This window comes from Aeromonas sp. R7-4 (assembly GCF_040908055.1).
GTDB classification, from domain to species: domain Bacteria; phylum Pseudomonadota; class Gammaproteobacteria; order Enterobacterales; family Aeromonadaceae; genus Aeromonas; species Aeromonas sanarellii.
Genome location: NZ_JBFODA010000016.1, coordinates 41,290 through 60,016, shown reverse-complemented (window position 1 = coordinate 60,016; position 18,727 = coordinate 41,290). Strand labels below are relative to the sequence as shown.

Annotated in this window: 18 protein-coding genes; 7 read left to right on the top strand and 11 right to left on the bottom strand. The window is 64.8% G+C overall.

The features are described from left to right. Positions 1 to 12: 12 nt before the first annotated feature. A complete protein-coding gene (locus AB5Y72_RS03065) occupies positions 13 to 426 on the bottom strand; it encodes a YeeE/YedE thiosulfate transporter family protein (protein ID WP_325783410.1) in 414 nt (137 codons plus the stop codon). Beyond that, positions 426 to 740, bottom strand: a complete 315-nt coding sequence (locus AB5Y72_RS03060) for a helix-turn-helix transcriptional regulator (RefSeq protein WP_042076102.1) — start codon at positions 738 to 740, stop codon at positions 426 to 428. The genes AB5Y72_RS03065 and AB5Y72_RS03060 overlap by 1 nt, the downstream gene beginning before the upstream one ends. Before the next feature lie 91 nt (positions 741 to 831). On the opposite strand from AB5Y72_RS03060, the gene AB5Y72_RS03055 reads away from it, so the two are divergent. The 3 genes from AB5Y72_RS03055 (at position 832) to AB5Y72_RS03045 (ending at position 2,653) form a co-directional block, all read left to right on the top strand. Continuing rightward, positions 832 to 1,017 carry a DUF2892 domain-containing protein gene (locus AB5Y72_RS03055; protein ID WP_042076094.1) on the top strand — a complete coding sequence of 62 codons (186 nt, stop codon included), beginning with the start codon at positions 832 to 834 and terminating at the stop codon, positions 1,015 to 1,017. A 356-nt stretch (positions 1,018 to 1,373) separates the two neighbouring features. After that, positions 1,374 to 1,778, top strand: coding sequence for a hypothetical protein (locus tag AB5Y72_RS03050; protein ID WP_325783409.1), 405 nt, complete (start codon positions 1,374 to 1,376; stop codon positions 1,776 to 1,778). A gap of 146 nt (positions 1,779 to 1,924) precedes the next feature. After that, positions 1,925 to 2,653, top strand: coding sequence for an MgtC/SapB family protein (locus tag AB5Y72_RS03045; protein ID WP_325783408.1), 729 nt, complete (start codon positions 1,925 to 1,927; stop codon positions 2,651 to 2,653). An 88-nt stretch (positions 2,654 to 2,741) separates the two neighbouring features. On the opposite strand, the gene AB5Y72_RS03040 is transcribed toward AB5Y72_RS03045, so the two are convergent. The 8 genes from AB5Y72_RS03040 to grpE all read right to left on the bottom strand — a co-directional run bounded on the left by AB5Y72_RS03040 (position 2,742) and on the right by grpE (position 13,661). Then, positions 2,742 to 3,752, bottom strand: a complete 1,011-nt coding sequence (locus tag AB5Y72_RS03040; RefSeq protein WP_325783407.1) for a LacI family DNA-binding transcriptional regulator — start codon at positions 3,750 to 3,752, stop codon at positions 2,742 to 2,744. A gap of 27 nt (positions 3,753 to 3,779) precedes the next feature. Next, positions 3,780 to 5,189 (bottom strand): sucrose-6-phosphate hydrolase, encoded by a 1,410-nt coding sequence (locus tag AB5Y72_RS03035; protein ID WP_325783406.1) that lies wholly within the window; start codon positions 5,187 to 5,189, stop codon positions 3,780 to 3,782. Continuing rightward, complete coding sequence (locus AB5Y72_RS03030; protein ID WP_209794562.1) at positions 5,189 to 6,553, bottom strand: sucrose-specific PTS transporter subunit IIBC; 1,365 nt, start codon at positions 6,551 to 6,553, stop codon at positions 5,189 to 5,191. Before AB5Y72_RS03030 ends, AB5Y72_RS03035 begins: the two co-directional genes overlap by 1 nt. Positions 6,554 to 6,634: 81 nt before the next feature. Beyond that, a complete protein-coding gene (locus tag AB5Y72_RS03025; RefSeq protein ID WP_325783434.1) occupies positions 6,635 to 7,549 on the bottom strand; it encodes an aminoimidazole riboside kinase in 915 nt (304 codons plus the stop codon). A 154-nt stretch (positions 7,550 to 7,703) separates the two neighbouring features. Next, complete coding sequence (locus tag AB5Y72_RS03020; RefSeq protein ID WP_325783405.1) at positions 7,704 to 9,194, bottom strand: carbohydrate porin; 1,491 nt, start codon at positions 9,192 to 9,194, stop codon at positions 7,704 to 7,706. A 263-nt stretch (positions 9,195 to 9,457) separates the two neighbouring features. Then, positions 9,458 to 10,594 (bottom strand): molecular chaperone DnaJ, encoded by a 1,137-nt coding sequence (dnaJ, locus tag AB5Y72_RS03015; RefSeq protein WP_209794559.1) that lies wholly within the window; start codon positions 10,592 to 10,594, stop codon positions 9,458 to 9,460. 269 nt (positions 10,595 to 10,863) lie between these two features. Beyond that, on the bottom strand, positions 10,864 to 12,789 hold the full coding sequence (dnaK, locus tag AB5Y72_RS03010; RefSeq protein ID WP_209794558.1) for a molecular chaperone DnaK: 1,926 nt from the start codon (positions 12,787 to 12,789) through the stop codon (positions 10,864 to 10,866). A gap of 296 nt (positions 12,790 to 13,085) precedes the next feature. Continuing rightward, positions 13,086 to 13,661 (bottom strand): nucleotide exchange factor GrpE, encoded by a 576-nt coding sequence (gene grpE, locus AB5Y72_RS03005; protein ID WP_042075133.1) that lies wholly within the window; start codon positions 13,659 to 13,661, stop codon positions 13,086 to 13,088. A gap of 266 nt (positions 13,662 to 13,927) precedes the next feature. Here grpE and nadK point away from each other — a divergent pair, with 266 nt between their 5' ends. The 3 genes from nadK to AB5Y72_RS02990 all read left to right on the top strand — a co-directional run bounded on the left by nadK (position 13,928) and on the right by AB5Y72_RS02990 (position 17,814). Further along, positions 13,928 to 14,812, top strand: coding sequence for an NAD(+) kinase (gene nadK, locus AB5Y72_RS03000; RefSeq protein WP_042075132.1), 885 nt, complete (start codon positions 13,928 to 13,930; stop codon positions 14,810 to 14,812). A gap of 145 nt (positions 14,813 to 14,957) precedes the next feature. Beyond that, the gene (recN, locus tag AB5Y72_RS02995) at positions 14,958 to 16,622 is read left to right on the top strand and encodes a DNA repair protein RecN (RefSeq protein WP_325783404.1); all 1,665 of its coding nucleotides are present in this window, start codon (positions 14,958 to 14,960) and stop codon (positions 16,620 to 16,622) included. A gap of 298 nt (positions 16,623 to 16,920) precedes the next feature. Next, complete coding sequence (locus AB5Y72_RS02990) at positions 16,921 to 17,814, top strand: DHHA2 domain-containing protein (protein ID WP_325783403.1); 894 nt, start codon at positions 16,921 to 16,923, stop codon at positions 17,812 to 17,814. A gap of 6 nt (positions 17,815 to 17,820) precedes the next feature. On the opposite strand, the gene AB5Y72_RS02985 is transcribed toward AB5Y72_RS02990, so the two are convergent. Then, positions 17,821 to 17,967 carry a hypothetical protein gene (locus tag AB5Y72_RS02985; protein WP_325783402.1) on the bottom strand — a complete coding sequence of 49 codons (147 nt, stop codon included), beginning with the start codon at positions 17,965 to 17,967 and terminating at the stop codon, positions 17,821 to 17,823. A gap of 171 nt (positions 17,968 to 18,138) precedes the next feature. On the opposite strand from AB5Y72_RS02985, the gene AB5Y72_RS02980 reads away from it, so the two are divergent. Then, complete coding sequence (locus tag AB5Y72_RS02980) at positions 18,139 to 18,579, top strand: universal stress protein (protein ID WP_042075129.1); 441 nt, start codon at positions 18,139 to 18,141, stop codon at positions 18,577 to 18,579. Positions 18,580 to 18,727 lie beyond the last annotated feature (148 nt).

Here is an 18,727-nt window from a genome sequence, read left to right as displayed (position 1 = left end):
ACGATCAACCCCTTACAGCAGATGATGAGTGACGAAGACGGTGATAAAGCCAGCCGCCATAAAGGTGAGGGTGGCCGCGATGGAGCGCAGGGAGAGCCGCCCCATGCCGCAGATGCCGTGACCGCTGGTGCAGCCGTTGCCAAGGCGGGTGCCGACGCCCACCAGCAGGCCGGCCAGCAGCACCAGCGGCCAACCGGGCAGGGTGGTAAATGCGGGCATGCTGGCCCAACCCAGGGTCAGCGCCAGCCAGGCGCCCGCCCCGAGCCCCAGCAGAAACAGCACCCGCCACGGCGCCCGGTGTTGCAAGGCACCGGCCAGAATGCCGCTGATCCCGGCCACCCGGCCGTTGAACAACATCAGGATCAGGGCCGACAGCCCCGCCAGCATGCCGCCGCCCAAAGAGAGCAGCCATTGGCTTTCCATCATCAAGATTCCTTATTTTCAGAGTGACAAAAATGGGTTTGCAGCGCCGCCAGCACATCGGCGGCGGCCTCGCTCACCAGCGAGTAGTAGATCTGCTGGGAGACCTTGCGCGAACGGATAAGGCCATGGCGCTTCAATACCGACAATTGCTGGGAGAAGGCCGACTGCCCGAGCTGGCTGTGGGCCAACAGCTCCCCGACCCCCTTCTCCCCCTCCACCAGCTGGCAGAGCACCATCAGGCGTTCGGGATGAGCCAACGCCTTGAGCAGGGAGGCGGCCGCCGTCGCGTGTCTGTACATCTCGTCGAATGGGCTCATAAGCATAAATTAGCAATTGCTGATATTTAGTCTATTGTATAAATAAACACTAAATTAGCAACTACTAAACAATCAAAAAAAGGAGAGACACATGACAGTCGATAACGGAGTCAGAGTGGTCGCAGGCTGCATCTTGCTGCTGTCGCTGCTGCTCACTGCCTGGGTCCACCCGGGCTTCGTCTGGCTGAGCGTCTTTGTCGGGGTCAACCTGATACAGAGTGCGTTCACCGGCTTCTGCCCCGCCGCCATGATCCTGAGGCGCATGGGCATGAAATAGCCCAGACCGGACGATGAAAACGAGGGAGCTATGGCTCCCTCGTGGTAAAACCCCATTTTGTTTCAATATGTTGCTGTCAGAGTCCCAGGGTTTACCCCGGCCGCCGCATCGGCTACCATGTCGCCTCTTTACCCATAGCGGAGACCATCAGTGGGCAACTCATCAAGTGACAGATGCACGCCGACTCCGTTCGTCGGCACCCCGGTCGCGAGCTAGCCGCAGGTCACTCCCTGCCGCGACTCGCCACCCCAGCGAGAAGCGGATCTTCCCCCCTTCTTTTTACACTTGACGTCAGGTGACCGGCCCAAGGCCGACACCTTGCCTGCATAGTTTCTGCTTCCCGAAAGGAGGCTACTATGCGCTTGACTTCACATAACCGGCTGGCCGGTGACACCCTCTCCCTGCTGCGCAGGCTGGGTCTTGGCCTCTGGCCGCGCCTGTGGTGCCGCCAGAGGCGCCGGCATCACTATCGGCTGCATATCCGCTGCGAGGACAGGGCCGACATGGAGCGGGTGCTGGTCGGGGTGAGCCGCACCCTGCAGCCGGCCGGCCTGCACCCCAGGCAGGCCATGACACCCGGTAGCGGCGAAGGTCGCGTGCTGGTGCTGAGCCTCTGCTGCACGCCGCCCCAGCGCCGCTACCTGGTGCAGTTCGTCCACCTGGTCGGGGCCGATCACCCGGTGCGCTGGGAGCTACACCCGGACCCGGCGCCCGCCCCCCGCGCGCCCTTGCCGGCGCAAGGCCCGGGCCGGCGGCTCTAACGGGCCCGGCACTCCCCTCCCGCGCCTTCCCGGCCAGACGCGGGAGGGCGCGTTTTCATTCACCCCGCGCCGACCGCGTTCCTTCGATGTCCCCATGGACATCTCGCCCCGGGACACCGGGTCGGCCCCGTCAGAAGGAGTCACCCATGAGAATGTGGCAACAACTCGATTTCATCGCCCTGCTCGACACCCTCGCCAGCCTGCTGCTCGCCTTCGTGCTGGGCAGCCTGGTCGGCCTGGAGCGTCAGTACCGCCAGCGCACCGCCGGCCTTCGCACCAACGTGCTGGTGGCCGTGGGGGCGGCCCTGTTCGTCAACCTGGCCCAGCGCATCTACGACCTGCACGGCGGCAGCTACGGCGTGGTCCACGTGGTGGCCTACATCGTCTCCGGCATCGGCTTTCTCGGGGCCGGCGTCATCATGCGCGAATCGGGCAACATCCGCGGCATCAACACCGCCGCCACCCTGTGGGGCGTGGCGGCAGTGGGGGCCGCCAGCGGCGCCGGGTTCGCCCTGGAGGCCGTGCTCGGCGCCCTCTTCGTGCTGGCGGCCAACACCCTGCTACGCCCCCTGGTCAACCAGATCAACCGCCACCCGGTGGACAATACCGACACCGAGGTGACCTACCGCGTCACGGCCCTCATCCGCCGCACCCACCAGAAGGAGGTGCTGCCCTGGCTGGAGCAGATGCTGGAGCAGGCCAACTACCCCCTGAGCGAGCTCGACATCGAGCCGTTTGGGGAGCAGGATCTGGAGATCTCGGCGGTGCTGCTCGCCACCTCCATCGACGGTGACGAGCTCGACGCTCTGATGAAGCAGCTGGGGGAGCATCCCCGCATCAAGCAGATCTTCTGGCGCGCCAGCACCACGGATTGAGACTCCCGGCCCGCTCGGGCCATGGCGCCCAGCAAAAAGCCCCGCCGGATCGGCGGGGCTTTTTGCTGGGCGCAGTACCTCTGGATGACTAGCGGCGGCTGCGCCAGCGGATGCGCGGGTTGATCACCTGGGCGGTTTTCGTGGGGGGGGAGCCCGCGATCAGCGTCTGCATCAGCTCGAAGGCGGCGAGGGCCAGGGCCGGACAGTCCTGGGCCACGGAGTCGATACGCATGGGGATGCAGTCGAGCAGGTCGTGATCGTCGAAGGTGCACAGGCGCATGCCCGTCTCCATCAGGCCCGCCTCGTTGAGGTAGCGCAGCACCCCCTCCAGCAGAGTGAAGGAGGCGGTGAAGAGGCCCCTGGGGGGCGTCCCCAGTTCGGCCACCAGCTCGGCCATCAGCTGATAGCCGGAGCTCGGCTGATAGTCCCGGTGGCGCACCCGATTTGCCTCGGCCACGAGACCGGCCCGGTGCAGGCCGAGCTCATAACCCGCCAGCCGGTGACGGCTGGGGGAGAGATCCAGCAGGCCGCCGAAGTAGTAGATCTCCTCCCCGCAATCCTGGGTCATGTCCTGCACCAGCTCGGCGGTGGCCTTGCAGGCGTCCGAGATCACCATGGGCAGGCGCGACTCGCCGATGTGGCGGTCGAGCTGCACCACCGGCAGGCGGTCGTGAATTCGGGCATAGGTGTCGTCGCTGTGACCGCTGGAGGCGACGATGAGACCGTCCACCTGGCGGCTGATGAGGTTGTCCACCACCCGCTGCTCCAGGGTGGGATCGTCCTCGGAGCAGGCGATGAGCAGCTGGATCCCCGCCTCCCGGCAGCGGGCCTCCAGGGCCCGGGCGATGCTGGCGAAGCCGAAGTTGGTGAGGTCGGGGATCACCAGTCCCCAGGTGTAGCTGCGCACCGCCCGCAGGGAGCGGGCATGGATGCTCGGCTGGTAGTGGCACTCGTCCGCCACCGCCTGTATTCGCTTGCGGGTATCGTCGGCGATGCGGTATTCCGCACTCTTGCCGTTGAGCACCAGGCTGGCGGTGGCCTTGGAGACCCCCGCGAGCGTGGCTATCTGGGCAATCGTGATCCGTTTCTTCTTCTCCACCTGACCTCCCGGCAAACTGACACCGGGCTATTGTACAAGGCAGGCCGCCAGCGGCCAGTGATAGAGGCAAATTTTGCTGTCATCACCGTCACAACGTGCGGAAAGTACTGGGTTTTCACCGGGGAAGTAGCGGGTAGACAGGGTCTGGCGACCGCCGTCGACGAAGCACTCCAGGCTGGAGCGATCGCACAAGACGGTGATACTCCCCCCAAGCCAGGGGCAGGATCGCTCCTCCCACTCCCCGCTCTGCCAGTTCTGGCGACGCAGCACGATGCGCCCCGACTGCCACACCAGCTCTGCCACGGTCCCGAACCCGAGGCGACCCTCACCGCTCGGGGCCAGGTCCAGCCAGGCGCTGTCGATGGCCAGGGCAGGCAGCTCGCCCCCCTCGAAACGGGTCAGCGCCCCCTTGAGGGCCGAAATCTCCGCCACCGGCCGCTGGCAGAGCCAGTCGTCCTGCCAGAACAGCTCCCGCGGGCAGCTCATCTGATGGATCCAGCCATAGGGAATGGTGGGCTGGCTCATCTCGTTCTCCTCCGGCAAGCCCAGCCAGCCGAACAGCAGGCGCCGCCCCTGGCTGTCCTGGGTGGTCTGGGGCGCATAGAACTCGAAGCCTCGGTCCAGCTCGTGGAAGGCCCCGTGCTCGAAGTGCGTTCCGTCGAAGTCTCCCGCCAGCCAGCCGCACTGGTAGAGGTTGCGATAATCCTCCCCCCGGGGGGCTATGCCCTGGGGGCAGCTGATCAGCACATGGCGCTCACCAAGCGCAAACAGGTCCGGACACTCCCACATATAGCCAAACTCCCCCAGCCCCCCGCGCCCGCTGCCGGCGATGGGGCCCACCAGCGTCCAGGCATCCAGCGCGTCACCGCGATAGAGCAGCACCTCGCCCCGATTGTCCAGGGTGCGGGCCCCCAGCACCATCAGCCACTGCCGGCCGTCGTGCCACACCTTGGGGTCGCGCACATGGCCGCTGTAGCCTTGGGGCAGGTCCAGCACGGGCCCCAGCTTGGCAAAGCCGCCCTCACCGTCGACACGGGCCAGACACTGGTAGGCGGTGCGACCGCCGTCCGGGTATTTGACGTTGCCGGTGTAGATGAGGGTCAGACGCCCCTGCTCGTCGCTCACCGCCGAACCCGAATAGCAGCCGTGGCTCTCATAGGGCTCGGTGGGCAGGAGCGCCACCGGCTCGTGCCGCCAGTGCAGCAGATCGGTCGAGGTGACGTGGCCCCAGCCCTTGTTGCGGTGCTCGCAGCCGAGCGGGTTCCACTGGTAGAAGAGGTGGTAGCGCCCGTCGTGCTCGATGACGCCGTTGGGATCGTTGAGCAGCCCCACCGGGGCTGCCAGGTGCCAGCGGGGTCGATGGGGATCGGCCGCCGCCTTGAGCTGTCCGGCCAGCAGGGACCGGACAACCTGGTTGAGGAGATGGCTTTCCTTCATCACTCCACCTTGTACTTGAGCAGGTAGGAGGCGACGAAGGCGGCGCCAAAGGCGATCACCAGCCCGACGACGTAGTGGATGAGGCTCATGGGCTGGACGATGGCCATGCCCGGGATGCCGGTCAGGCCCACCGCCGTCATGCCCACCTTGGCCGCCACCACGTAGGCACCGCCGCAGGCACCGCCGAACAGACCGGCCAGGAAGGGCTTGATGTAGCGCAGGTTGACCCCGAAGATGGCCGCCTCGGTGATGCCGAGCAGGCAGGACATGGCCGCCGGCACGGTGATGGCCTTGATCTTCACGTCCCGGGTCTTGAAGTAGACCGCGAGACAGGCCCCGCCCTGGGCCACGTTGGCCATGGCCCAGATGGGCAGCAGGAAGTTGACGCCGATGGCCGGGTTGGTGAGCAGGCCCGCCTCGATGGCGTGGAAGCTGTGGTGGATGCCGGTGATGACGATGAGCGAATACGTCCCGCCGAACACCAGGCCCGCCAGCCAGCCCGCCTGCTCATAGAGAGCGCTCAGGCCGAACGAGATGCCGTCCCCCAGCACGCGACCGGCGGGGCCGATGAAGAGCAGCGCCACGAAGCCGGTGAGGATGACGGTGAGGAAGGGGGTGAGGATGAGATCCAGGGCGTCCGGGATGCGCCTGCGCAGCTGTTTCTCCAGGTGGGACATGAACCAGACCGCCAGCAGCACCGGGAAGACGGTGCCCTGGTAGCCGATCATGGCCACGTCCAGCCCGAAGAAGTCCATGGTCTTGAAGCCCCCCGCCACGCCCCAGGCGTTGGTCAGGGCCGGGTGGGTCAGAATGCCCCCGAGGGTCGCCCCCAGATAGGGGTTGCCGCCAAATTCCCGCGCCGCCGTGAACCCGATCAGGATCGGCAGTATGATGAAGGCCGCCGAGCTGAACATGTCCAGCATGACGAACAGGGCGCTGTCGGCATTGACCCAGCCATAGGTGCGCACCATGCCGAGCAACCCCATCAGCAGGCCGGACGCGACTATGGCCGGAATGATGGGCACGAAGATGTTGGAGAGGGTCCGCGCCAGGCGCTGGGCCACGTTGAGCTTGGCCGTCGCCATGTCGGTCAGCTCCGCCTTGCTGGCGGTACCTGTGCCGGTCAGCGCCACGAACTCCGCATAGACCTTGTTGACCAGGCCGGTGCCGAAGATCACCTGGATCTGGCCCGCGTTGCTGAAGCACCCCTTGACCCCGTCCAGCTTGTCGATGGCGGCCTTGTTCACCTTGCTGTCGTCCGCCAGCACCAGCCGCAGCCGGGTGGCGCAGTGGGCGGCGCTGACGATGTTCTCACTGCCCCCGAGCAGGGGCACCAGATCCTTGGCTATCGCACTGATATTCATAATCTTCCTCTTATGACCCGCCGTCGGCGGGCCCTTGTCACATGAGAGTAGGGGCTGTCGGTCCTGGCTTCTAGCCGCAGATCAACGGCCGCTTGCGCCCGATCGCAAAAATTCATCCAGCCGGGTGCGGGTGGGCAGTGCCGTCATGGCCCCCTTGGCGGTGGTGGCGAGCGCCCCGCAGCCGTGGGCCTGGGCCAGGATGGCGGGCAGCTCGGCCAGACTGGGCAGCGACGAACGCCCTGCCAGCGCCGCCAGCAGCCCCGCGACGAAGGCATCCCCCGCCCCCGTGGTGTCGAGCGGGGTCACTTTGGGCCCCACCCACTCCAGCCGCTCGCCGCCGAGGCGGGCCACCACGCCAGCCGCCCCCCGGGTCACCAGCACCAGGGCCGGCCCCGCTATGGTGGCGAGCCCGGCGGCCAGATCGTCCAGACCGCTCAGCAGTTGCAGCTCCTCCACCGAGAGCTTGACCACGTCCGCGAGGGCCATGGCCTCGCGCACCACGGGCAGCATCTCGGCGGGGTTGCCCCACACCTCGGGCCTCAGATTGGGGTCGAAACAGACCCGTCCCCCGGCCGCCTTGATGGTCGTCATGGCTTGCAGGCAGCTGCTGCGCACCGGCTCGTTGGCGAGCGCAATGGAGCAGGTCAGCAGCCACTGTCCAGCCTGGAAGACCGGCAGATCGGCGGGGCTCAGGAACTGATCGGCGCTCGGGCGCACCATGAAGGTGAAGCTGCGCTCCCCCTCGTCATCCAGTTCCACCAGCACCGTGCTGGTGCGATGGGCCGGATCCAGGGTCAGATGGCGGATGTCGACTCCTTCGCTTGCCAGGGTGTCAGCCATAAAGCGGCCGAAGGGATCGGCGCCGACCCGGCCGATGAAGGCCGACTCCCCGCCGAGCCGCGCCACCCCGACCGCCACGTTGGCCGGTGCGCCCCCCGGACACTTGAGGTAGTGCACCTTCCCTTCCGGGATCAAGTCCACCACCGCATCCCCCATTACCCACACACGATTCGTCACCTTGCTACTCCACTGCTGCACAGGATTTGCCAGAGCCGGGCCCTGATCTCTTGGTCCGCATTATCAGCTAAACCGTTTTAGCTAACCAACAGATCCCGGCACCGGCTGCCATTTTTGTGATCGGGATAACGAACTAGAACCAGGTTTCCATCTGCACGCCGAAGTTCCACTCGCCGCCGGCGGTGAAGTCGCTCTGGCCCATGGCATCGGAGCTGGCGTAGTTGTCGAGCTCGGAGGACCAGTCCATCCAGGTGGCGAACACGCGAAGCTCCGGCCGCTCGAAGAAGCCGGCGGTCTGCGCCTTGAAGGTGGGGGCGAAGGTGAGCTTGGTGAAGTCGCCGCTCACCGCCTGGCGGCCCTTGTAGCCCTTGGGATCGAGATCCATGTACTGCCAGGTCGCCTCGTAGACCAGCTCCACGTTCTGGCTCAGCACCTGGGCCAGCCGGCCATTGAGGGTCACCCAGCTGTACTCGTCCCCCTTCACGTAGCGATCCTGGCTCTGCTCCGCCAGCAGGGCCGGGGCGACACGCCAGCGGGGTGCAAGATCGGTGGCGCCAAAGAGGGCGACCCGCACCGCATCGGCGTCCGGCAGCAGCTCGCTGTCGGAACCCAGCCCCTTGAGCTCGGCCCCCAGGCCGTGGCCATAGAGCACGGCCGCCTTGGAGAAGCCGGGGTTGATGCCGAAGAAGCTGTCGGCGTGGTAGGCCACCAGGGTGTGGGCCCCCTTGTTCGCCGCCTCGCTGCCGACGCCGCCGTCGTTGATGCGCGCCTCGTTGTCCTTGGCGGAGAGGCCGTTCAACATCCACTGCCAGTTGCCGACGCGGTTGTTCATGGTGAGGATGTAGCTCTCGATGTCGGAGAGGCCGCTCGCGCTGATGTCACCGTAGTCGCGCCCGTAGAGGGAGAAGTTCGCCTTCCAGCTGTCGGCCAGCTGCACGTCGTAGACGCCGCCGCCGGTCCCGGCGAGGAAGACCACGTCCGAGTCGAGCCAGTGGATGTCGAAGTTGTCCCGATCGAAGCGCTTGCCCGCCCAGAGCACCGAGTGCTGGAAGGGGCCGCTGAAGCTCGCCAGATCGCCGATCTCGGCAAACACCTGGCGGGTATTGAGGCTGGAATCGCTGGCGGTCCAGTCGTTGCTGGTCTCCACCCCGTCCGCCAGCATCAGCTTGTAGCGGGCCCAGCTGCCGTCGTCGAAGGTCTGGGTCTTGAGCAGGTTGGCCTCCATGTAGGTGTCATCCTCGTTGCCAAGCCGACCCACGGCCCCGCCCACCGAGCCGGCCGGGGTGATGTAGGGGCCGCCGCGGCCACCGTTGCCATTGCCGTTGACCAGCAGGCCGGAGCGAGCATAGCCGTGGAACTCGAAGCCCTGGGCGCCGGCGGTCTGCTTGTCCACCTTCTCGCTCTGGGCCTTGGCCACGGCGGCGGTCTCGTGGGCTTCGCTCGCCTTGCTCTGGGCCTCATCGGCCCGCGCTTCCGCCGCGGTGGCGCGCGCCTCGGCGGCCTGCACCCGCGCCTCCAGCGCCGCCAGACGGGCCTCGATACCACCGTCCGCCGCCCACAACGGGCCGCTCATCCCCAATCCCAGCGCCACCGCCAGCGCCAACTTGCTCTTGAACATCGTCATCGTCCTCACCTGTCATCTGTCGCCCGGTCGGGCACTGTTGTTATCGACGGGCTGAGCATAGCTAAACCGCTTTAGCTGACTCAATACACAAGCTAAACCGTTTCAGCCAGAGTGTGAGCGGGATAGCATTTGCGCAGGAAGAACGAGCGGAAGTTGTGAGGAAGATCCCTCATCGGGATCCACTCAATAGGGCGGATCCGGACCGGATCACGGGCAAAAAGAAAGCCGGCACTGAAGGCCGGCTTTGATCACGCGGATCGCGCTTACTTGGTCAGGTCGTCGAAGAAGCGTTTCACCCCTTCGAAGAAGCCTTCGGATTTCGGCTTGTGGGTCTTGGCGGCGGCGCCGCTGAAGGAGTCGTCCAGCTGGCGCAGCAGATCTTTCTGGGTCTCGGTCAGCTTGACCGGGGTCTCGATCACCACCTTGCACATCAGATCCCCCACCTGACCGGAGCGCACGGACTTGACGCCCTTGCCCCGCAGGCGGAACAGCTTGCCGGTCTGGGTCTCGGCGGTCACCTTGAGCTTGACCCGGCCATCCAGGGTCGGCACTTCGATCTCGCCGCCGAGCGCCGCCGTGGTGAAGCTGATGGGCACCTCGCAGTAGAGATCGTTGCCGTCACGCACGAAGATCTCGTGCTCGCGCACGTGGACCTGTACGTAGAGATCCCCGGCCGGTGCACCGGCCTCCCCCGCTTCCCCTTCGCCGGAGAGACGGATGCGATCCCCGGTGTCGACCCCGGCCGGGATCTTGACCGACAGGGTCTTGGTCTTCTGGTAGCGCCCCTCGCCGTGGCACTTGCGGCACGGATCCTTGATGATCTTGCCGCGACCGTGGCAATGCGGGCAGGGTTGCTGCACCGCGAAGAAGCCCTGGCGCATCTGCACCTGGCCGGAGCCGTGGCAGGTGGGGCAGGTCTGGGCACTGCTGCCGGTGTGGGCACCTGAGCCGTTGCAGACTTCGCAGTGAACCTGGGTCGGGATCTTGATCTCCTTGGAGACCCCGCGCACCGCTTCTTCCAGGGTCAGCTCCATGTTGTAGCGAAGGTCGGAGCCACGGGCCGGGCCGCGACGACCGCCCCCGCGACCACCGAAGATGTCGCCAAACACGTCGCCGAAGATGTCGCCGAAGTCGGCACCACCGCCGAAGCCGCCGTGACCGCCGCCCTGGCTCGGATCCACCCCGGCATGACCGTACTGGTCGTAGCGGGCACGCAGGTTCTCGTCGGTCAGGACCTCATAGGCCTCCTTGACCTCTTTGAACTTCTCTTCGGCCGCGGCATCACCCTGGTTGCGATCCGGGTGATACTTCATGGCCAGACGCTTGTACGCCTTCTTGATCTCGCGCTCGTCGGCACCTTTCGACACCCCGAGCACTTCGTAGAAATCGCGCTTCGACATACTCATCCTGTTGCTATATCAGCAGTTACGCAGACGGGCGTTGGTCACCCAACGCCCGTAAATTCATTGACGAATCTGCTCACACTCTTACTACGAAGCCGTGATCAAGGCTCATGTGCAGCTCGCTTGTTTGTAACCAAGAGTACTCATGTATTCACACACACTCCGGTTCTTGCGCTGCTTTTTACCTTGCTGACGGCCTCTCGCGACAGACCGTGAACAGATTCTGAGCCGATGGGCGAAGCCTGCTTCGCCCATCCGGGTCGGGCTTACTTCTTGTCGTCTTTCACTTCTTCGAACTCGGCGTCGACCACGTCGTCGTCAGCCTTGGCAGAAGAGGAGGACTGGGCATCAGCACCGGCGGCGCCCTGTGCCTGAGCCTGCTGCTGGGCAATTTCCATCAGCTTCTGGGACGCTTCCAGCAGCGCCTGCTGCTTGGCTTCGATGGCGGCCTTGTCGTCGCCCTTGATGGCGGCTTCCAGCTCGCTCAGCGCGGTCTCGATCTTGCTCTTGTCGTCCGCAGGCAGGGCTTCACCGGCTTCGGCGATCTGCTTGCGCACGGAGTGGACCAGACCGTCAGCCTGGTTGCGGGCCTGCACCAGCTCTTCGAACTTCTTGTCCTCGGCCGCGTTGGCTTCGGCTTCGCGCACCATGCGTTCGATCTCCTCATCGGACAGACCGGAAGAGGCCTGGATGGTGATCTTCTGCTCCTTGTTGGTCTCCTTGTCTTTCGCGGAGACGTGCAGGATGCCGTTGGCGTCGATGTCGAAGGTCACTTCGATCTGCGGCAGACCGCGCGGTGCCGGGCGGATGCCTTCCAGGTTGAACTGGCCCAGAGACTTGTTGTCGCTGGCGCGCTTGCGCTCACCCTGCAGCACGTGAATGGTCACGGCAGACTGGTTGTCTTCAGCGGTGGAGAACACCTGGGACTTCTTGGTCGGGATGGTGGTGTTCTTCTCGATGAGCGCGGTCATCACGCTGCCCATGGTCTCGATCCCCAAGGAGAGCGGGGTCACGTCCAGCAGCAGTACGTCGGTCTTGTCACCGGACAGCACGGCACCCTGGATGGCGGCCCCCATGGCCACGGCTTCGTCCGGGTTCACGTCCTTGCGCGGCTCCTTGCCGAAGAAGTCGGCAACGGCCTTCTGCACCATCGGCATACGGGTCTGACCGCCCACCAGGATGACGTCGTCGATCTCGCCGACCGCCAGACCGGAGTCTTTCAGGGCGACACGGACCGGCTCCAGGGAGTTCTTGACCATGTCTTCCACCAGGGATTCCAGCTTGGCGCGGGTCACCTTGATGTTCATGTGCTTCGGACCTGTGGCATCTGCGGTGATGTACGGCAGGTTCACGTCGGTCTGCTGGGCGGAAGAGAGCTCGATCTTCGCCTTCTCGGCGGCGTCTTTCAGGCGCTGCAGGGCCAGCTGATCCTTGCGCAGGTCGATGCCCTGCTCGCGCTTGAACTCTTCCACCAGGTAGTTGATGACGCGGTTGTCGAAGTCTTCACCACCCAGGTGGGTGTTACCGTTGGTGGCCAGCACCTCGAAGGTGGTCTCGCCTTCCACTTCGTCGATCTCGATGATGGAGATGTCGAAGGTACCGCCGCCCAGGTCATACACGGCAACCTTGCGCTCGCCCTTGACCTTGTTCACGCCGTAGGCGAAGGCCGCGGCAGTCGGTTCGTTGATGATGCGCTTGACGTCCAGACCGGCGATGCGACCGGCGTCCTTGGTGGCCTGACGCTGGGCGTCGTTGAAGTAGGCCGGTACAGTGATGACGGCTTCGGTCACCGGCTCGCCCAGGTAGTCCTCGGCGGTCTTCTTCATCTTCTTCAGCACTTCGGCAGAGATCTGCGGCGGTGCCATCTTCTTGCCCTTCACCTCGACCCAGGCGTCACCGTTGTCGGCCTTGGCGATGGTGTACGGCATGATCTCCAGATCGCGCTGTACTTCGTCATCCTCGAAACGACGGCCGATCAGACGCTTGATGGCGAACAGGGTGTTCTTCGGGTTGGTGATGGCTTGACGCTTGGCCGGCTGACCAACCAGGATTTCGCCGTCATCGGCATAGGCAATGATGGACGGAGTAGTACGGTCGCCTTCCGCGTTCTCGATCACGCGAGCATGGTCGCCATCCAGAATAGCGACGCAGGAGTTGGTAGTACCCAGGTCAATACCGATGATTTTACCCATTTGACGAATCTCCAAATACTTTGAATAAACTGGCGAGGGGCTCGCCTTGATACGTTAACGGCTAGGTGGGGCCTGCCACTGTGGCTTTCAAGCTCCCGGCATCAAATTTTTTGTGCCGCCGTGGCCTTGCAACCTATATGGGGTCTCAAGTCGGCGCTTCAAGTCCGGCCCTGAAAAAACCCTGCACTCCGGCCCATGGAGCCAAGAATGCCTGCCAGATGACGCCACAAATACCCGGGTGGCGCCATGGTCAACAAAAAGCCCGCCAAGCGGCGGGCTTGGTGAGAACAGGGTGATCAGTCAGCGGACTTGGACACCATCACCATGGCCGGGCGGATGACGCGGCCGTTGAGCTCGTAGCCCTTCTGCATCACGGCGATGACGGTGTTCGGCGCCACGTCGGCACTCGGCACCATGCTCATGGCCTGGTGGGCATTGGGGTCGAACGGCTGGTTGGTGGGATCCAGGGCCACCAGACCAAACTTGGCCACGCCGCTCTGCATGGATTTCAGGGTCAGCTCCACCCCCTCGATCATGGGCTTGAGGGTGTCGTTCTCCTTGTCGGCCAGCTCGATGGCGCGCTCCAGGTTGTCCAGCACCGGCAGCAGCTCGGCAGCGAACTTCTCCAGCGCAAACTTGTGGGCTTTCTCCACGTCCTGAGCGGCACGGCGACGCAGGTTCTCCATCTCGGCGACGGCGCGAATGGCGCGCTCGCGCTCTTCCAGGGAGGCCTGCTGGGCCGCTTCCAGTTGGGCCTCCAGCTCGGCAATGCGGGCCTGCTCGGCTGTCACTTCACTGTCTACATCGGTCGGCTCGACTGGCTGGGCTTCCAATTGCTCCATCGCTTCAACCTTTTGTTCTTCGTGGCTCATGACATCTCCAATATTCAGGGGTTACTTATGAGGGGCAGCTGGCGTTCAGGCAAGCGACACTCACCAACGGACCCTTGTGCTGGCGCTATTATGGGGACGCCGCCCCGGCTTTCAAGGGGAAAAGGGCATATCGGACACAATGCCCCCCGCCGGCCGGCCAGATTGCCCCTTTTCGGGGCCGAATGCGCCAACTCGCATGGCGGCAGACAAATCCCCGGCAAAGCGCGGTATACTCCCCACCAAGACTCTCCCAGACCCGGTAACCTATGGATTCTCCGTTCAAAACCGTTGCACTCATCGGCAAACCCCACCACGAGGGGGCCAACCAGACCCTCCGCGGCCTCTATCAATATCTGACCAGCCGCGGTTTTCGCGTCCTGCTGGAGAGCCGGGTCGCCCAGACCCTGGGGTTGCTGGGTGACAACGTGATGGATCTGGTGCAGCTCGGCGAGCAGGCGGACCTCGCCATCGTGGTCGGCGGCGACGGCAACATGCTGGGGGCCGCCCGGGTGCTGTCGCGCTTCGACGTGGCGGTGATCGGGGTGAACCGGGGCAACCTCGGCTTCCTCACCGATCTCTCGCCCCAGGATTACCTGCTGCCCCTGGAGCAGGTGCTCTCAGGTCACTTCAAGAGCGAGCACCGCTTCCTGCTGGAGGCCTCTGTCTATCGCCACGGGGAGCGCAAGTCCAGCAACCTCGCGGTGAACGAGGCGGTGCTGCACCCGGGCAAGATCGCCCACATGATCGAGTTCGAGGTCTACATCGACGGCAGCTTCATGTACAGCCAGCGCTCGGACGGCATCATAGTCGCCACCCCGACCGGCTCCACCGCCTACTCCCTGTCGGCGGGTGGCGCCATCCTTACCCCCAAGCTCAACGCCATCACGCTGGTGCCCATGTTCCCGCACACCCTGAGCAGCCGCCCCATAGTGCTGGACGCGGACAGCGAGGTGCGACTGCTGGTATCCCCCGACAACCAGGACGACGCCATGCAGGTGAGCTGTGACGGCCAGGTGACCCTGGCGGTGCATCCGGGGGACGAGATCCTCATCAGGAAAAGCAGCCACAAGCTGCACCTGGTCCATCCGCTGGACTACAGCTACTTCCACGTGCTGCGCAACAAGCTCGGCTGGGGCAGCAAGCTGTTCTGACGCCCCCCTGCGCGCCATCTCACTCACAACACGGCCCTGACGCGGGCCGTTTTGCATTCCGTCCTGCGGCGACATCTTTACTGTATGGAAAACCAGTATATACTGGATGCATACACAGTAATGTTGACCCATACAGGATGAGACCATGCTGACCCAGCTGACCGTCAACAACTTCGCCATCGTCAAGTTTCTCGAACTCGATCTGCAACCGGGCATGACCTGCATCACCGGCGAGACGGGGGCGGGCAAATCCATCGCCATCGACGCCCTGGGCCTGTGTCTGGGGGAGCGGGCCGAGGCCGGCATGGTGCGTCCCGGCAGCGACAAGACCGAGGTCAGCGCCCGTTTCCTGCTGGAGGGCAACCCCGCCGCCCGCGCCTGGCTCGCCACCAACGAGCTGGAGAACGAAGGGGAGTGCATCGTGCGGCGGGTGCTCTCCGCCGAGGGGCGATCGCGCAGCTACATCAACGGCGTGCCCGTTCCCCTGGCGCAGCTCAAGAACCTGGGCCAGCTGCTGGTCAACGTCCACGGCCAGCATGCCCACCAGCTGCTGCTCAAGCCCGACTACCAGCTCGCCCTGCTGGACGGTTACGCCGGCCACCACCTGCTGCTCGACGACGTGCGCCGGCACTACCAGCAGTGGCGCCAGCTGCAGAACGAGCTCAACCGGCTCAAGGCCGAGCAGCAGCAGCGGGAGGCCCGCCGCCAACTCATCGAATACCAGGTGCAGGAGCTCGACGAGTTCGCCCTGCAACCCGGGGAATTCGAAGAGATAGAAGAGGAGCACCAGCGGCTCGCCAACGGCACCGAGCTGATGCAGGAGTGTGGCGCCTGCCTGGATCTGCTCTATGACAACGAGGAGACCACCATCGCCGGCCTGCTGCAGAACGCCGTGGACAGGGCCGAGACCCTGGTGGGCATGGACAGCCGGCTTGGCAATGTGCTCGGCATGTTGAACGAGGCGCTGATCGGGGTGCAGGAGAGCCACAGCGAGCTGCGCAGCTACCTCGACAACCTGGAGCTCGACCCCGAGCGCTTCAACGAGCTGGAGGCGCGCCTCTCAAAGGCCATCTCCCTCGCCCGCAAGCACCATGTCAAACCGGCCGAGCTGGCCCACCACCACCAGGATCTGGCCCTGGAGCTCACCCGTCTCAACTCGGACGAGGAGCGTCTCGGGGGGATGGAAGACGAACTGGCCGCGGCCCGTGAGGCCTTCGTACAGGCCGCCGAGGCGCTGAGCCAGAGCCGCCAGCGCTATGCGCAGGAGCTGGGCGCCAAGGTCACCGCCAGCATGCACGAGCTGGCGATGCCCGACGGCCGCTTCGCCATCGAGGTGCGCCCCGATGCCCAGAGCAGCCTGTCCCCCCTCGGCATCGATCGGGTGGAATTCATGGTCACCACCAATCCGGGCCAGCCTATTCAGCCACTCGGCAAGGTCGCCTCCGGTGGCGAGCTGTCGCGGATCAGCCTCGCCATCGTGGTCATCAGCGCCCGCAAAATTTCGACACCGACCCTGATCTTCGACGAGGTGGACGTGGGGATCAGCGGCCCGACCGCCGCCGTGGTGGGGCGCCTCTTGCGCCAGCTCGGCGAGTCCACCCAGGTCATGGTGGTCACCCACCTGCCCCAGGTGGCAGGCAAGGGCCACCAGCACATGGTGGTGAGCAAACACACCGACGGAAAGACCACGGAAACCCAGATGCAGGCGCTCACCCCAGACGCCCGTCTCAACGAGCTGGCCCGCCTGCTGGGGGGGGATCAGATCACCGACAACACCCTGGCCAACGCCCGCGAGCTGCTCGCAAGCTGACGTCAGGACGGGAGGGGCGACCTCCCGTTCATGTCGGCCCTTGTTGGCTGGCCCAGCCTTCGCCACCATTGCCGCTCAGGGCGGTAAGCCCCGCTCCCCCATCCCCGCCTTGTTCAGCCTTCCCTGTTTTTACCTTTGTCATTGGCTATTGCTAGGCCCCAGGGCGGTCGAACCACTGGCTCGATCCGTGGTCAAACCCGCACTGCCCGCTTCATTCCGGCGCAGGACGGCATCATACTGCCAAATCAAGGTAGCCACCCACTGCCAGTCCCTCTCACCCCACTTCAGGAATCAATCCATGCTCCAGGTCTTTGGTCACCAGAATCCCGACAGCGACAGCATCTGTACCGCCCTGGTCGCCGCCGACTGGCTCAATCGTCAGGGCCGGGCGGCCCAGGCCTTCGCCCTCGGTGAGCCCATTGCCGAAACCCGCTTCATCCTGGAGACCGCCGGGGTGGAGGCGCCCCCCGTGCTGCAAGGCAGCGTGGCCGGCAAGCCGGTCTTCCTGGTGGATTTCAGCGAGCTGGAGCAGGGGCCGGAAGGATTGGCCGACGCCGATGTGCAGGGGCTTATCGATCACCACCGTCTCGGCACCCTGATCACCCGGGGCCCCCTCGATGCCTGGATAAGAGCCGTCGGCTGCAGCGCCACCGTGCTGCTGGACCTGATGGGCCATGACGCGCTCTCCCGCGCCCAGGCCCGGCTGCTGCTGGGGGCCATAGTGAGCGACACCTTCAACTTCACCTCCCCCACCACCACGCCTCAGGACAGGGCGGCGGTCGAGCGACTGCTGCCCATCGCCGATCTGGCGCTGGCCCCCTTCGCCCAGATCCTGCTGGAACGCCGCACCCAACTCGGTGACGCCCCGATGAGCGAGCTGCTCGTCGCCGATGAGAAGCGCTACCAGATCGCGGGGCACACCCTGATGGTGAGCCAGATCTGCGTGATGGATCCGGCCCAGTTGCAGGCCCGGATGGCGGAGCTGTACCAGGCCATGCACACCAGGCTGGAACAGGACTCTCTGGATGCCTATGTCCTGATGCTGACGGATCTGGCCAGGGGGGACAGCCTGCTCCATTGTGCCAGCAAGGGCATATTGCCCACCGACCCCGTCCCGCTGGCGGGCGCCCTCAGCCGCAAGAAGGAGGGACTCCCCTGGCTGGAGCAGCATCTTACGAACCCGCCCCTCTGACCTCCATCACAGGGTCCCCATCCGGCCTACCATAGTGGCAGCATAACGAGCCATTCCTGCAGAAGGAGACCCGTGACCATGCTGCTTTTCTCCCCTTTCCCCATGAAATTCTTCCATCTCAACACCGATCTGCGGCACACCTTCATATTCCATTCAACTGCACCTGTTATGATGATGTAAACAGAGCCGAGGCTGTGGGCATGGCGTCAGAGTGCGACGCGAGGCGTGCGGGTCGGCCACTGTGATGTGACACCCGCGGGCATGCCCCGGGACGGGACAATCTCCCTGACCGGGTGGCCCGCGCCATGCCGAGGAGAACTGCTTATGAGCTCGACCAATATTGTGCTGTTGCTGGAAGGCAAGGATTACGAGCAGGAGACGCTGGCCAAGGCGAGCCGTCTGGCACAGGGATTGGGAAGCAACCTGACGCTGTTGCACCTGACCCACAGCAGCAAGGTGCGCCGCAAGAGTCTGTCACTGTCCGAGGAGGAGCGCAGCGTCCAGGGCACCCTGGATGCCAAGGCGATCATCAGCGAGCTCATCACCCTGCCGTCTCACCCCGTGGATTACCAGTGCCTGGTGGTCGACGACGTGGTGCCGGATCTCAAGCGCTGGCTGGCCGCTCATCCGACCGATCTGCTGCTGGTCGGCAGCCGGCATCACTGGATGGAAGGCTCACTGGCCCGACTGCTCATCTACAAGCTGCCCGTGGATATCCAGATCTGTCACGAGCCCCACGCCGAGTTGCTCCAGGCCGTCGGCTGATGCCCAAGGACCCGCTCGGCGAGCGGGTCTCTTTCCCCTGTAAAGATCCGGGCCGCGCACCCTCTCCCGATACCGCCAAACGGGCGCCAGTAAACTCCCAACCAGCCAAAATCCTCACCCGCCGCCCCCTCCATCACGGCGGTGACGA